11 protein-coding genes and 1 riboswitch are annotated in these 14,720 nt (G+C 37.0%); of the genes, 9 read left to right on the top strand and 2 right to left on the bottom strand.

The genetic code is table 11. The annotated features are described in order from the left end of the window. Positions 1–1,716: TonB-dependent receptor plug domain-containing protein (locus ACP5P5_RS10360; protein ID WP_428286036.1), on the bottom strand; the 1,716-nt coding region annotated here is incomplete at its 3' end. A gap of 133 nt (positions 1,717–1,849) precedes the next feature. Next, positions 1,850–2,047: riboswitch (cobalamin riboswitch) on the bottom strand. Between the two features lie 60 nt (positions 2,048–2,107). On the opposite strand from ACP5P5_RS10360, the gene ACP5P5_RS10355 reads away from it, so the two are divergent. The 6 genes from ACP5P5_RS10355 (at position 2,108) to ACP5P5_RS10330 (ending at position 9,445) form a co-directional block, all read left to right on the top strand. Beyond that, complete coding sequence (locus tag ACP5P5_RS10355) at positions 2,108–2,704, top strand: TMEM175 family protein (protein ID WP_428286035.1); 597 nt, start codon at positions 2,108–2,110, stop codon at positions 2,702–2,704. A gap of 99 nt (positions 2,705–2,803) precedes the next feature. Further along, positions 2,804–4,144: an APC family permease gene (locus tag ACP5P5_RS10350; RefSeq protein ID WP_428286034.1), complete on the top strand. Its 1,341-nt coding sequence runs from the start codon at positions 2,804–2,806 to the stop codon at positions 4,142–4,144. Positions 4,145–4,154: 10 nt separating this feature from the next. Further along, positions 4,155–5,342: a trans-sulfuration enzyme family protein gene (locus tag ACP5P5_RS10345; protein ID WP_428286033.1), complete on the top strand. Its 1,188-nt coding sequence runs from the start codon at positions 4,155–4,157 to the stop codon at positions 5,340–5,342. A gap of 129 nt (positions 5,343–5,471) precedes the next feature. After that, positions 5,472–6,932: a TolC family protein gene (locus ACP5P5_RS10340; protein WP_428286032.1), complete on the top strand. Its 1,461-nt coding sequence runs from the start codon at positions 5,472–5,474 to the stop codon at positions 6,930–6,932. A 48-nt stretch (positions 6,933–6,980) separates the two neighbouring features. Continuing rightward, positions 6,981–8,327, top strand: a complete 1,347-nt coding sequence (locus ACP5P5_RS10335; protein WP_428286031.1) for an efflux RND transporter periplasmic adaptor subunit — start codon at positions 6,981–6,983, stop codon at positions 8,325–8,327. A 113-nt stretch (positions 8,328–8,440) separates the two neighbouring features. Further along, entirely contained in the window at positions 8,441–9,445 is a 1,005-nt protein-coding gene (locus tag ACP5P5_RS10330; RefSeq protein WP_428286030.1) for an NAD(P)H-dependent glycerol-3-phosphate dehydrogenase, read from the top strand. Here ACP5P5_RS10330 and hemW read toward each other — a convergent pair whose 3' ends face one another. Next, a complete protein-coding gene (gene hemW, locus ACP5P5_RS10325; protein WP_428286029.1) occupies positions 9,446–10,582 on the bottom strand; it encodes a radical SAM family heme chaperone HemW in 1,137 nt (378 codons plus the stop codon). Between the two features lie 124 nt (positions 10,583–10,706). Here hemW and ACP5P5_RS10320 point away from each other — a divergent pair, with 124 nt between their 5' ends. The 3 genes from ACP5P5_RS10320 to ACP5P5_RS10310 all read left to right on the top strand — a co-directional run bounded on the left by ACP5P5_RS10320 (position 10,707) and on the right by ACP5P5_RS10310 (position 14,718). Then, positions 10,707–11,762 (top strand): DUF4271 domain-containing protein, encoded by a 1,056-nt coding sequence (locus ACP5P5_RS10320; protein WP_428286028.1) that lies wholly within the window; start codon positions 10,707–10,709, stop codon positions 11,760–11,762. A 33-nt stretch (positions 11,763–11,795) separates the two neighbouring features. Then, complete coding sequence (locus ACP5P5_RS10315) at positions 11,796–12,599, top strand: uroporphyrinogen-III synthase (protein WP_428286027.1); 804 nt, start codon at positions 11,796–11,798, stop codon at positions 12,597–12,599. Between the two features lie 76 nt (positions 12,600–12,675). Continuing rightward, positions 12,676–14,718: a thioredoxin domain-containing protein gene (locus tag ACP5P5_RS10310; protein ID WP_428286026.1), complete on the top strand. Its 2,043-nt coding sequence runs from the start codon at positions 12,676–12,678 to the stop codon at positions 14,716–14,718. The last annotated feature ends 2 nt before the right edge of the window (positions 14,719–14,720 follow it).

Here is a 14,720-nt window from a genome sequence, read left to right as displayed (position 1 = left end):
GGCGGGTGCCAAGGTAAACCCTTTAAATGGCGATAGGGTAAGAATGCTGTTCATGGTAAAGTTAGGACGGCGGAATAAGTTGTTAACGCTAACACCATTTTGAATACCATGTCCATCAATGTAAGTTAGGTTGTTAGTCCAGGTGCCAAACCGCCCCACTTGTGTATTGCTTTCTACTTCAAAGCCATAGTCGTGTTGCGCATCGCGATTAATATAATAGCTGTTGTAGTTAGCATCGGTATAAAAAATAATCAGGTTTTTAGTGTCGCGTTTAAAGGCGGCCAAACGCAGGCTCATTTTTTTATCGGTGCTTTGGGTTTGTAAACCAATTTCGTAGGTAACGCTGCTTTCAGGTTTTAAATTTTTATTACCATAAGCGCTATAGAGTTGGTAAAGCGATGGAATATTATACCCTGAAGAAATGTTGATGAACAATTTGGTGTTTTCATCAATAATGAATGAGGGATTAATAGTGTAAGTAGCATTGTTGCCATAAATGGAATGGTGATTAATGCGGCTGCCTACTTCAAAATTAAAGCCATGTAAGTTCAACAACAATAAGGAAGCATAGGCTGATATTTGGCTAACATGGGCGCTATCTTGTCCTAATTCCGAGGTGTAAGGGCCATAGGGTCCTGTGCTAAAATAGCTTTGACCGGTGTTTTGGTGTTGGTATTGCACACCTGCCACTAAGCGCAGATGCTGTTGCAATTGCACGTTGCCAAAGGTTTCCAAAGTAGTGGTATGGCCGGTATATTGCTCGTTAGAATAATTGAAGTATGGGCTAGAGACATACGTACTATCGTTGACGTAGTGGCGATTGCTTTGTTGATAACTACCTTGCAATGTCAAGTTAATTTTATTGTGTTGGTAATTCAGTGAGGCACCGCCTAAGTTGTTTTTGTTGCGTAAGGTATAATCTTTTTCATCGGTAAAAGCCCCGGCAGGCAGGTCGGTAAAATAATTGCTGAAGTTACCGAAAGCCTTAGCCGTTAGGTGTGGTGAAAAATGGTAACGGGTTTCAGCAATGACACTGTTTTGGGTAAAGCCATCGTTTTTAAAGTTTTGTTTGCCGGTACTATCGTAAGCGGCCGGAAATCCACCGCTGTTGATGTAATTGTATTGAACCAAATAATCCCATTTTTTCAGGGAGCCGCTGATGCCGGCGGCGCCATTGAACGTGTTATAAGTGCCATAAGCAGCATTGGCATTAATAGCTATTTTCTTTTTAGATTCTTTTTTCAAGAAAATTTGAATAACACCGGCAATGGCATTGCTGCCCCAAAGTGTACTTTGGCCGCCTTTTAAAATTTCAATTCTTTCAACCTGATCAAGGGGGATGGAATTAAGGTCGAATGAATTGTTGATTTGAGAAGGGTCGTATACCGGAACGCCATCAATCACAATGAGCATATTACCGGCTGTGGAGCCACGAAAATATAAATCGAGGTTAGTACCCAAGGCATTGTTACTGCCATTAATAAAAAAGCCTGCTTGGGTATTGAGTAAAGTAGCTAAGCTGCTGCCGGCATTGTTTTCAATGGTTTTGTGGTCAATTACCGTAACAATTTTACCGGTTTCAGCCGCTTTCATGGGCATTTTGTTGGCGGTTACCACCACCTCGTTTAATTGGCGGGTGGCCATGGTGTCAATTTGTGCGAAAGTAGAAAGGCATAGTGTTGATGCCGTTAAAAGGAGCATGAATGATTTGCTCATTGTTGTTTGTTTTTAAAAGTGAACAATGAGCTTTCAGGAAAATGAACAAACGGAGAAATATAAACGACCGCTGCAGTCAGTCTTTTACATTCCATGCTTTTCACCCGAAAGCCGTGAATGAAATACTCATTTTTCAATGAGTGCGTATTGGCAGGTCTTCTGGCTTAGGCTTAAGCACCTTCCCATTCCTTACAGAACAGTGGTTGTTTTGCTTTCTCTTTTTACAGAGGCCTTTACAGCTACGGGGATAGCACCGGATTTACACCGGTTTCCCTTTTAATCAGTATAAGGAACGAAAACCCTATGCTGAACCAAATACAGGGCAAAAATAGGAAATGAATTGATATGCCATTTTTTTATTTATCTTCCCTTGCAACAAATACTTTTATGCATGCGTAAGGGGCGACTAGAAGCATTTAGTGATGGCGTATTGGCTATCATTATTACCATTATGGTGTTAGAATTAAAAGTTCCACATATGGTGAGTTGGGAAGCATTGTTGGAAATATGGCCCGTATTTTTAAGTTATGTATTAAGCTTTATATATCTCGGCATTTATTGGAATAACCATCACCATTTATTGCAAGCGGTTGTGCAAGTAAACGGAAAAGTATTGTGGGCCAACTTGCACCTATTATTTTGGTTGTCGTTGGTGCCTTTTGTTTCCGGTTGGATGGGCGAAAATCATTTTGCTCAGTTGCCGGTAATTGTGTACGGATTTGTGTTATTAATGAGTGCTATTGCCTATTACATATTGGTTCGGGCATTCATTCAATTACATGGTAAGAAAACAGCTTTAGCTACCGCTATAGGTAACGATGCAAAAGGAAAAATTTCCGTGGTCATTTATGTTACAGCAATGTTGTTAGGCCTATGGAATGCCTGGCCGGCTTTATTTTTATATGGGGTTGTTGCGGTAATATGGATAGTACCAGATAAGCGAATTGAAAAAAAATTAGTACACGACGAACGAAATACGGAGGAGTGAAAAAAGAATAATTTTTGTGAAAATAGTGGGGAATAAAATGACATAGTTGATGAGGGGCATGCAATTGTTTATTATATTGAACGTTTTTACTAACACCTTATGCGCGGAAAACAACAATTAAACCTATTTAGCTTTACCATGATAGTGGTGGGACTTGTAATAGGGATGGGTATTTTTAGAACAGCAGCTACTTCAGCAAAAGATGCAATTAATCCTTCTGTATATTTCATAGCCTGGTTATTAGGCGGCTTTGTTGCGTTTTGTGGGGCATTAACCTATGCGGAAATAGGTAGCCGTTATCCCGTTACCGGAGGGTATTATAAAATTTTTTCTGTGGCTTATCATCCTAGTATTGCATTTGCCATTAATTGTATTATCCTTATCAGCAATGCAGCTTCATTAAGCGGAGTAGCATTAATAGGCAGCGGGTATATTGTTAAACTATTGCCCGGCAATCATTGGAATGATGTAGATAAAGCCATTATAAGTGCCATAGCCATTGTTGTTTTTTATGGTATTAATTTAATGGGTTTGAGAATGAGTGCTAAGGCACAAAATATACTTATGCTGATTAAGATTGGGATGATTGTATTGTTAATAGTGGCCTTATTTTTCCCCGTTATGCAACCGGCTGCTGTACAGCAAGCCAATGACGTTACCACAAATATGAGTTGGATTCAAAGTTTAGGCATAAGCTTAATTGCAGTTTCTTTTACTTATGGGGGCTATCAGCAAACCATTAATTTCGGGAATGAAATTAATGAGCCGGCTAAAAATATGCCTCGTGGTATATTCATGGGTATAGCCATTATTATTATTTTATATCTGCTGGTAAATTATAGTTATTATAAAATTATCGGATTTCATCAAATGAAGCAGGAAACAGAAATTGCTTACGTATTAATTCACAATGTGTTTGGCGTTCGAGGGGCAGAAATTTTTTCCTTCTTTTTATTTGTAGGTGTACTTTCTTACGTCAATGCCTTGCTGTTAAGCAACCCAAGGGTGATGTATGCCATGAGTGATGAAGGTTCGTTACCAAAAATATTTGGCAAGCAAAGCAGTAATAATCAGGTGTTAACGGTTTCTTTAACCGTATTTACGGCTATGTGTATTATTATTCTTTTGTTTGCGCAAACTTTTGAAAAGATTTTGAATTTTACCATCTTCCTCGATTCGTTTGGAATGGTGGGCTCGAGTGCCACTATTTTTATTTTGCGACGTAAAACCAAGCATTTAGACAATACCGGCATTTATAAAATGAAGTTGTATCCATTGCTGCCCATTATTTTTATTGCCGCTTATGTGTTTGTGTGTGTCAGCATTATTATTCGCACCCCATTAACGGCATTGGTGGGTGTATTGGTATTAGCGGCGTTTATAATCTTGTATTTTATTTTTCATAAAAAGCAGCATGATAGCAGAACCTTAACCCCATAAAAAAATTTGTATGAATAACGAACAGGATATTTCCTACATATTGAATGAATTGGGAGAAGAGAACGACCAGTATTTTAGGGCTGTTACACCACCCATTGTTCAAACCTCTAATTTCTCTTTTAAAACGGTGGCCGATTTGCGTAATGCTTTTGCTAATGAATATAGTACCTGGTTGTATAGCAGAGGATTAAATCCAACGGTGAAAATATTATCGCAAAAGCTGGCAGCATTAGATGGTGCCGAAGATTGCTTGGTATTGAATAGTGGTGCAGCAGCCATATTTGCGGCTGTTTTAGCCAATGTAAAATTGGGCGATCATATTGTAAGTGTTGCAGGCGTTTACACTTGGGCCAGGAAAATGTTTGAAGAAATATTGCCACGTTTTGGCGTAACCCATAGTTATATTGATGGGAGTGTAATTGAAAACTGGCAAAAGGCCATTCAGCCCAATACAAGCTTGTTTTATTTAGAATCACCGAATAGCTGGACCTATGAACTTCAGGATTTAGCTGCCGTGGCTGCATTGGCCAAACAACACCAAATTGTTTCAGTTATTGATAACAGTTATTGTACCCCTTTATATCAGCAACCCATTCAAATGGGTATTGATATTAGTATTCAATCTGCTACAAAATACATAGGTGGTCATAGCGATGTGGTAGCAGGAGTATTAAGTAGCAACAAAGCCATGATAGAACGTATTTTTAACAGTGAATACTTAAATATTGGCAGTGGCATTCAACCATTTAACGCTTGGTTACTCATTCGCGGGTTACGAACCTTGCCCATGCGATTGGCGCATATTACCCAAACTACGCAACGGGTAATTGATTATTTAAAAACAGAATCATTGGTTGAAAAGGTAATTTTTCCATTTGAGCCCAATTTTCCACAATTATCGTTGGCGAAACAACAAATGAAAGGCGCCTGTGGATTGTGTACCATTGTATTAAAGCCATTGCCCATACAAGCCATTGAAACATTCTGTAACGCTTTACAGCACATTCGCATGGCTGTAAGTTGGGGTGGACATGAAAGTTTAGTAGTACCCCGGTGTGCAGGTTTTGCAGAGGCAGAATACGATGAGCAAAATACCGAACATAGAATGTTGCGTTTATATGTGGGGCTTGAAGACGCTGATTATTTAATAGCCGATTTACAACAAGCCTTTAAAAAAGCCGCTGCTCCTGTTCATTAAACCATTTATCTAAAATTTCGTGTTGCCATTTCTATTCTGTTATTTTTGTATAGAATAGAGCATGGTTGATTACCCACTTTGAGTGGCTGTTTGAAGTTGTATTGTTCAAAAAAATAAAATAATGACTGCATGAAATATTTGTTTTTGTTCATTTTTGTTTCCTCCACAGTGCTAGGTTACGGACAAACTACTGAAAAGTGGACGTTGCAGCGCTGTGTTGAATATGCCCTAAAAAACAATATTTCAGTTAAACAAGCCGATGTGCAGGCAAGGTTGGCTGCCTTACAGGTGAAACAAGCTAAATATTATCAAATTCCAACTTTATCCTTAGGTACAGGAGTAGGTGTGCAATTTGGTCGTTCTATTGACCGTACTACCAACATCTATACGAATACCCAGGCCTTGTATCAAAATATTCAGGCCAATAGTAATGTAACTGTGTATAACTGGAACCGATTAAAAAATAATGTAAGCGCAGCACAGTTCAGTGCGGAAGCTGCTTTGGCTGATGTGGAAAAAGCCAGTAACGATGCGGCTTTAAACGTAGCTACTTATTATTTGCAGGTATTAAGTGCCAATGAACAAATTAACATTAGCAAAGTACAAATTCAGCAAACACAAACCCAGCTTGATATTACTAAGAAACAAGTAGATGCCGGCGCCTTGCCTGAGCTAAACCAAATTGAATTGGAAGCACAATTAGCTAATGACAGCAGTAATTACATTGCCGCAAAAACTACCTTTCAGCAAAGTGTATTACAACTAAAAGCTGTTTTGAATTTAGATGCTGCCGCCCCTTTTGAAGTTGATACACCCGATGTATCCACCATACCCTTAGAATCATTTGCTGATTTACAGCCGGAAGTGGTTTATGCTTTAGCATTGAATAATCAGCCTTTGCAAAAAGGCAATTCATTTCGTTTAAAAGCAGCACAAAAAAATATGCAGGTTGCTAAAGCAGCACTTTATCCTACATTGGGGTTTGGTGTTAGTTTAGGAACTAACTTTTATAATTCATTTAATCAAATTGATGGTTATACTTTTAATGGATATGCGCCCATTACCGGTGCAGAGCCTATTGTAAAAATTGGTAGTGCTAATTACTATGTGCAAAATCCCGTTTTTTCTGTAACACAATCAAAAAAGAATTTTGGACAATTGTGGCAGGGTTGGTCCAATCAAATCACCAACAACTTTGGTCAAGGCTTGGGAATTAACTTAAGCATTCCTGTATTTAATAACGGGCAAAGTCGCATAGCTTACCAACAAGCTAAATTAAATATCAAGAATACCCAATTGCAAAATGAGTTGGCAGACTTTACTTTAAAAAACAATATTTATACTGCCTATACCAATGCTGTATTAGCTGCTGAAAAGTTTAATGCCGGTAAGAAGAGTGTAATGAGTGCTCAAAAAGCATACGATTTTGCTTTAAAGCGTTATGAAATTGGTATGCTTGGAACCATTGATTTAATTACCAATCAAAACAACTTGTTGAAAGCAAAACTGCAGCAGGTAGCCAATGAATATGATTATATTTTTAAAATGAAATTGCTGGAGTTTTATAAAGGAATGGGCTTAAAATTATAATTTACTTACCATAAACATCATTCAACTTACTTATATAAAAATAACTGTATGAATAAAAAACTGCTTTGGACCATCATTATTCTAATTATTTTGTTAGGTGCCTTATGGGGTTTAAAGGCAGCTGGTGTGATTGGTAAAGATGAAGGGATTAAAGTTTCTGCTGAAAAAGCACAAGTAAGAACTATTATTGAAAGTGTAAATGCTAGCGGTAAAATTTATCCTGAAGTGGAAGTAAAAATTAGTCCGGATATTAGCGGTGAAGTAGTTGCCTTAAATGTAAATGAAGGCGATACGGTAAAAAAGGGGCAAGAGTTGGCGAAAATATATGCTGATATATATGTTACACAGCGCGACCAAGTGGCAGCAATTGTTGCACAAGCGCAGGCACAAGTGGCTAATTTACAAGCTAGTTTGGTTGGATTAAAAGCTACTGTTGACCAAACAGAAGCCAATTATAAAAGACAAAAAAAATTATTAGACGATAAAGTAATTAGCCGTCAGGAATTTGAAACAGCAGAACAAGCCTATCGTTCAGCAGAAGCAAATTATAATGCTGCCATTCAAAATATTAATGCCAATAAAGCTAATATTAAAAATGCACAGGCACAGTTGGCAAAAGCAAATGAAGATTTATCACGCACCATTATTACTGCACCCATTAGTGGCGTTGTAAGTTTGTTAAGTATTAAAAAAGGTGAAAGAGTAGCCGGTAATAGTTTTAATGTAGGAACAGAGATGATGCGCATTGCTGATTTAAGCAGTATTGTTGCACAGGTTGATGTAGGCGAAAATGATATTCCAAAAATACAAATTGGTGATACCGCTTTGGTAGAAATAGATGCATACAATGATAGAAAATTCAAAGGGATAGTATATAAAATTGCAAATCCAGCTACTAATGCTTCTGCAACTGCAACCGCTTCCTCAACCGATGTTACCAATTATAAAGTACATATTCGTTTGTTACCAGAAAGTTATCAGGACTTAATAGTAAAAGGTCGTTTCCCTTTTAGGCCCGGTATGAGTGCCAGCGCTGATATACAAACCCGCACTGCGCCAAATGTATTAAGTGTTCCTTTGAATGCCGTTACAACAAGAGAGATGAATGCTGATTCCACAAGCAATGCTGCTGGTAATAAAAATATGCAGAATGCCAGCAATTCCGATAGTACTCAAGAAGTAGTATTTGTAATACAGAAAGACGGTACCGTTAAAATGACACCTGTTAAAACAGGTATTCAGGATTTGAATTATATACAAGTTACCAGTGGGCTTCAAGCAGGGGATGAGGTTGTTACAGGCCCATATTCAACAGTAAGTAAGTTACTAAAGAATAAAGATAAGGTGCTAATAACCCCGAAGGATAAATTGTACGAAGTAAAACCATCCAATTAACACAATTAATCTATTCAACATAAACCGGCTTTATTCATTGGCCGGTTTTTTTGTGTAGAAATTGTAATACCCATTGCCTTTCTGTATGTTTGTCGTACTCAAACAAATTGCCTATGCAAATTGGTATTATAGGAAGTGGAAGTTGGGCAACAGCTATTGCCAAAATTTTAACCGATAATGAACATCACATTAACTGGTGGATAAGAAATGATAAAACCATTCCATACATTCAACAAAGGAAACACAATCCGCATTATTTAAGCAATGCTTATTTTAATACACAGTTATTAAATATGTCGGCCTCCATTCAAACTGTAATTGAAGACAGTGATGTAATTGTTGTAGCCATACCTTCTGCATATGTAGCTGATGCTTTTCATCATTTGCCTAAAACAGTTTTAAAAAACAAATACATTATTTCAGCCATAAAAGGTATTTTACCCCTTCATAAATATTTGTTTCATGAATATTTGCAAGCACATTTTCAATTTCCTTTACAACAATATTTTACTTTATTAGGTCCCTGCCATGCTGAAGAAGTGGCTGCTGAAAAATTATCGTATTTAACATTTTCAGGTATTGATAAAAATGTTACACAACAATTGGCCGCATATTTTAAAACACCTTACATCAATACAGAAACAAATACAGATGTAATAGGCGTGCAATATGCTGCAGTACTTAAAAATATTTATGCATTAGGTGCCGGCATAGCACATGGTTTAGAGTATGGCGATAATTTTTTAAGCGTGTATATTGCTAACTGCGCATTAGAAATGAACCGTTTTTTAAAGGCAATTACAAATAAAGAATCTGATAAAACGGATGATAATGATTATGCCGCTTCAGTATATTTAGGCGATTTGTTGGTTACCTGTTATTCCCTTTTTAGTCGTAACCGAACTTTTGGCAATATGATTGGGAAAGGATACAGCGTAAAGGCGGCTCAGTTAGAATTAAATATGGTAGCCGAAGGGTATAATGCATCCAAATGTATGGTATTCATTACTGAACAATACCAAACATCACTTCCTATTGTGCAAACCATTTATGAAATATTGTGGGAGCATTTGCCCGCGGATGAAGGTTTCCAGAAAATAGAAACTTTATTAGTGTAACTAAGTAGTTTCAAATAAATCGGCGGCTATGCCATCGGCGTAAAGCATACCTTTTGTAGTTAACCGTAATTGTTGTGCCTCGGGTAACCATTCCATAAGATTATGGTTTATCCACTTATCCGCATTCCTCAATAATGCCGCTTTGTGTTCTGGAGAAAAAAGGTTAGATAACTGATTGAAATAAATTCCTTCTTTCATGCGCAATGCAATCATAATTTGTTCATTCCTTTTTTGAGAAGGAGTTAGTTGTTCTATTTCGGCAGGTATTGTGCCTTTTTCAATACTTTGTAAGTACAAACTATTGTTGGCAATATTCCATTGACGCCATTGACCATTGTAGGAATGAGCGGAAGGGCCTAACCCTAAATAAGGAATGCCTTTCCAATAACTGCTGTTATGCTTGCTTTCAAACCCGGATTTGGCAAAATTAGAAACCTCATACTGTTGAAATCCCGCATCCGGAAGCCATTGCATGAGTAGTTCAAATTGTAACGCCTGTTCATCAACATTAATATCAGGTAAAAGTTTTTTTTGAATGGCATTACTTAAGGCAGTCTTTGGTTCAACCGTTAATGCATAGCAAGATAAATGCTGAATGGGAAGTTGTGTAGCTTGTTGTACATTTTGTAGCCATGCTGCAGTTGTTAAACCCGGTATGCCGTATATAAGGTCAATGCTAATATTATGAAATGAAGCTTGGTGTGCCTGTTCAATTGCCCTGATAGCCGAAAGTGCATTGTGTGATCGGTTCATCCATTTCAAATCTTCTTCTCTAAACGATTGCGTTCCGATACTTAAACGATTAATACCGGCATTGCGCCATGCCTGCAGTTTTTCAGGTGTGCAATCATCGGGATTTACCTCTAGGGTAATTTCTGCTTCGTTTGCAATGGAAAAATGTTTTTGAATATTATTGAGTAAAAAGTTAATCTGTTCCCAGCTTAATAATGAAGGTGTACCGCCTCCAAAGTAAATGGTATGAATGGTTGAATTGGATAAAAATGCTTGTTGTATATGTATTTCATTGGCAATGGCCTGCACCATTTGAGGTATGTTGTTTTTGTTTACTGAAAAATGGAAGTTGCAGTAATTACATGCTTGCTTACAAAATGGGATATGTAAATAAATACCTGCCATATTAATATTTGAATAACATTAAGCCTGCAAATTTACAGGGCTATTTTTGTAAGGCTTTTTTAAAAATAATTTAGATACCAAAAAATGGGTGATGCCATAAGGCTTATCCCTATTTTTGCGCTTCATGCAACGGAAGGCCATTTTGTTTTGCTGTATTTATTTACTATTCGTATGGGTGAATGCGAAGGCACAAACCGATACGGACAAACAACTGCCTGCCATTCAACAACTTAATACGCATAGGCCTGCTTTAGAAAGCACCATGGTGAAACAGGCAGTAAAAAAAACTAAGCGCCCCATTATTACTGGCAGCGTAAAATTTTTGAAGGCTGATACAAGTAATAAAATAGCTATTGATACAATCAATGCGCTTCAAAATAATGCAGTTGTAAAGGATAGTGTTGGGCAACTTACTACTCAAACACCAGCTGTTAAACAAATTGATACCAGCACTTATGCTAAATGGATGCCTGCGCCATTCCTGCCGTTCAATCAACCGCCATTTTATCAAATAACCGTGTATAAACAAATTATTGATAAGGATGATTTGTTTTATGTGTTGTGTGGTGTTTTATTTTATTTAGCTTTATTACGACAACTGTTTTCAAAATATTTCAACAGCTTATTTGCTTATTTTTTTCAAACCAGTTATCGACAAAAACAAATGCGGGAGCAAATGGCCCAAGGACAATTGTCTGCCCTATTATTCAATATTTTGTTTATTGTTAATGGCGGATTATATATAGCATTGGTTGCACAATTTTATGGAATAAGCATTGCTTCATTTTGGTGGATTGTGCTTTATAGCAGTATTCTTTTAGCCATTATTTATGGGGGAAAATTTGTTTTATTACAATCTGCCGGATGGATTTTTGCCATAAAACAGGCAGCAAATCAGTATAGTTTTATTGTTTTGTTAATTAATAAAGTGGCTGCCATATTCCTTATACCCATTATTTGGTTGTTGGCATTTTCTAATCATTCTATCGCTGCTATTGCATTACAAGTAAGTTTTGGTTTATTAGCTTTTTTATGGTTGTATCGTTTTTTTATTAGCCTGTCAGCCTTTCGTCGGGAGCTGAAAATGAATGGCTTGCATTTTTTCCTGTACATTTGCGCCGTTGAAATAATACCTGTGTTGTGTTTGTACAGGTTAATGTTCCTGTATTTACAGAAATAGTGTTTAACTTTGTAGACATTTTAGAAGATTCGCATGGCAAAAAAAGCAACTAAAAATTCAAATGTTGTAGACTTTAAACCGGTAAAAAAAATTATCATTGCTCAGCCCAGACCGGAAAGTGAAAAATCACCCTATTTTGATATTGAAAGGAAATATCAAGTGCAGTTTGTTTTTGAACCTTTCATTCGGTTAGATCCTATTACAGCAAAAGAGTTTCGTAAACAAAAAATTGATATTGCAACTTTTACTGCTATTATTTTTACCAGTAGGCATGCAATTGATCATTTCTTTCGTATTTGCGAAGAGATGAAAGTATCTATTAGTCAGGATACTAAGTATTTCTGTATTACAGAGGCCGTGGCTTTGTATTTGCAAAAATTTATTTTGTATAGAAAACGCAAAGTTTTTTATGGCGCTGATGGCTCTAATAAAAGTTTGTTTTCTGTAATTAACAAACACAAAGAGAACGAAAACTTTTTATATGTGTGTAGCGAAAATCAGCAGGATAATGAAATTGTGAACTGGCTTAAAACCAATCAATGTGAGTTTCAATTAGGGTTTATGTATCGTAGCATTAGCAATGATATTAAACCATTGTTTGCTAATAATGACGTTGATATGGTTTGTTTGTTTACGCCAAGTGCTGTACGTTCTATTTTCGATAATTTTCCTAATTTTCATCAAAATGGTACGTTAATAGGTGCTTTTGGTAACAATACGGCGAAAGCTGTTGAAGAAGCAGGTTTAACCCTCAACTTAAAAGCCCCTGATGTGCATATACCCAGTATGACAGCTGCTATTGAGCATTTCCTTACCAATAACCAACCTGTTAAATAATTTCATTTTAATAGATAATTCAAGCCCTTGTAAAAGGGCTTTTTCTTTTTATGTAACTTGCCTTACATTTAATAGCATGCAACATACCAATCGCTTAATACACGAGAGCAGTCCTTACTTATTGCAACATGCCCACAACCCGGTAAACTGGTATCCTTGGGGCGAAGAAGCTTTACAAATGGCCAAAGAAAAAAACCTTCCTATACTTGTAAGTATTGGCTATTCTTCCTGCCATTGGTGCCATGTTATGGAAAAAGAAAGTTTTGAAAGTGCAGATATCGCTGCTATAATGAATGAGTATTTCGTGAATATAAAAGTGGATAGAGAAGAAAGGCCTGATTTGGATCACATATATATGGATGCTGTACAAACCCTAACAGGAAGTGGTGGATGGCCCCTCAATGTATTTTTAACACCGGATACACAACCTTTTTTTGGCGGTACCTATTTCCCACCGGAACGAGCACATAACCGAATGAGCTGGAAAGAGGTATTGTTGGCTGTACACAAAGCTTTTACCGAACAACGCGATGCGGTTGAACAGCAAGCACAACAATTAACCCAACATATTAAAGCAGCCAATGATTTTGGCCTTTCAACAGAATTAATTAGTACTGAAACAAAAGAAACCATCCAAGCAATTGAAACCAATATTTTGCAAACAGCTGATACAAAATGGGGTGGTTTTGGTAGGGCACCCAAGTTTCCACAAACAATGGTCATTCGTACATTATTACGCATGTATTACCATAGCCAATCAGAAAAGGCTTTGCAACAGGCTTTATTGAGTATTGACAAAATGGTGCAAGGCGGAATTTACGATCAAATTGCGGGTGGCTTTGCCAGATATAGTACCGATACGGAATGGTTAGTGCCCCATTTTGAAAAAATGTTATACGATAATGCTTTATTGGTTGAATTGCTGGCAGAAGCTTATCAAATTACACATAAATCAACCTATCGGCAGGCAATGGTCAATACCATTGAATGGATGGCAGAGAATTTAATGGATGCCAAAGGCGGTTTTTATAGTGCCTGGGATGCCGATAGTGAAGGGGTTGAGGGTAAATATTATGTTTGGAAAAAAGCGGAAATAGAAGCCTTATTAGGAGAAGATGCACCCATTTTCTGTCAATTTTATGGTGTAACACAGTCCGGAAACTGGGAATATGGTCACAATATTTTATGGATAAAAGAACCTATTGAAGTATTTGCAGAAAAAAATAACTTATCGGTTGAGGTTTTAGCCCCAATTTTGGAAAAAGGAAAGCAAAAATTATTAGCTGCCCGTTCCAAAAGGGTAAAACCAGGTTTGGACAATAAAATATTACCGGGCTGGAATGCTTTAATGATACAGGCTTTGGCAAAAGCATATGCTGCAACAGGTATGGAAGCCTTCAAAAAAAGAGCAATTGAAACCATGCAAGTTTTGGAAAATAAGTTTAAACAGGAACAACAATGGCTGCACCAATCCAATAACCACCGCCAGTCATTACCTGCTTTTTTGGATGATATTGCATTTATCATTCAGGCCTACATTGCATTACAAGAAATTACGGGAGATGCTACTTATTTAAATAAGGCAGAATCCTTAACCGAACAGGCAATACAAAATTATTCGGATGAAGAAAATTTGTTTTTTTACTTTACTTCAAAACAGCAACCGAATGTCCTTGTTCGTAAAAAAGAACTATATGATGGTGCTACCCCTAGTGGAAATGCTGTAATGGCGTTTAATCTGCTCTATTTAGACACAATATTAGATAAGCCCGAATGGGGGCAACGCAGCAGGAAGATGATAGCTTCGTTGATGAAGCCCATTGTCAATTATCCCACATCATTTGGCTATTGGACACTTGTTATTTTGCAACAAAGTTTTCCCATAAAAGAAGTAGTTTTTACAGGCGAGGAGGCTCAAAACTTTATCGCTCCCTTTCTAAAAAACTATATTCCGGACAAAATTTTTCAGGTTTCTCAAAATTTTAAGGAAGGTTTTCCATTATTAGAAGGGAAAGATTTTAATTGTAAATCAACCTTTTACGTTTGTGAGAACTACAGTTGCCAGAAACCGGAAACAAATTTTGGAAATTTTTTTTCTCAATTTCAATTAAACCATTAATT

Source organism: Hydrotalea sp. (assembly GCF_049968455.1).
Taxonomy (GTDB): domain Bacteria; phylum Bacteroidota; class Bacteroidia; order Chitinophagales; family Chitinophagaceae; genus Hydrotalea.
The sequence above is the reverse complement of the archived record's forward strand: the minus strand, read 5'-3'. Positions and strand labels throughout refer to the sequence as shown.

Bases quoted from the DNA above. Each gene is read 5' to 3' on its own strand.
- ACP5P5_RS10310 (WP_428286026.1), top strand. From the start codon at position 12,676: ATGCAACATACCAATCGCTTAATACACGAGAGCAGTCCTTACTTATTG.
- ACP5P5_RS10355 (WP_428286035.1), top strand. From the start codon at position 2,108: ATGCGTAAGGGGCGACTAGAAGCATTTAGTGATGGCGTATTGGCTATC.
- ACP5P5_RS10350 (WP_428286034.1), top strand. From the start codon at position 2,804: ATGCGCGGAAAACAACAATTAAACCTATTTAGCTTTACCATGATAGTG.
- hemW (WP_428286029.1), bottom strand. From the start codon at position 10,582: ATGGCAGGTATTTATTTACATATCCCATTTTGTAAGCAAGCATGTAAT.
- ACP5P5_RS10345 (WP_428286033.1), top strand. From the start codon at position 4,155: ATGAATAACGAACAGGATATTTCCTACATATTGAATGAATTGGGAGAA.
- ACP5P5_RS10340 (WP_428286032.1), top strand. From the start codon at position 5,472: ATGAAATATTTGTTTTTGTTCATTTTTGTTTCCTCCACAGTGCTAGGT.
- ACP5P5_RS10315 (WP_428286027.1), top strand. From the start codon at position 11,796: ATGGCAAAAAAAGCAACTAAAAATTCAAATGTTGTAGACTTTAAACCG.
- ACP5P5_RS10330 (WP_428286030.1), top strand. From the start codon at position 8,441: ATGCAAATTGGTATTATAGGAAGTGGAAGTTGGGCAACAGCTATTGCC.
- ACP5P5_RS10335 (WP_428286031.1), top strand. From the start codon at position 6,981: ATGAATAAAAAACTGCTTTGGACCATCATTATTCTAATTATTTTGTTA.
- ACP5P5_RS10320 (WP_428286028.1), top strand. From the start codon at position 10,707: ATGCAACGGAAGGCCATTTTGTTTTGCTGTATTTATTTACTATTCGTA.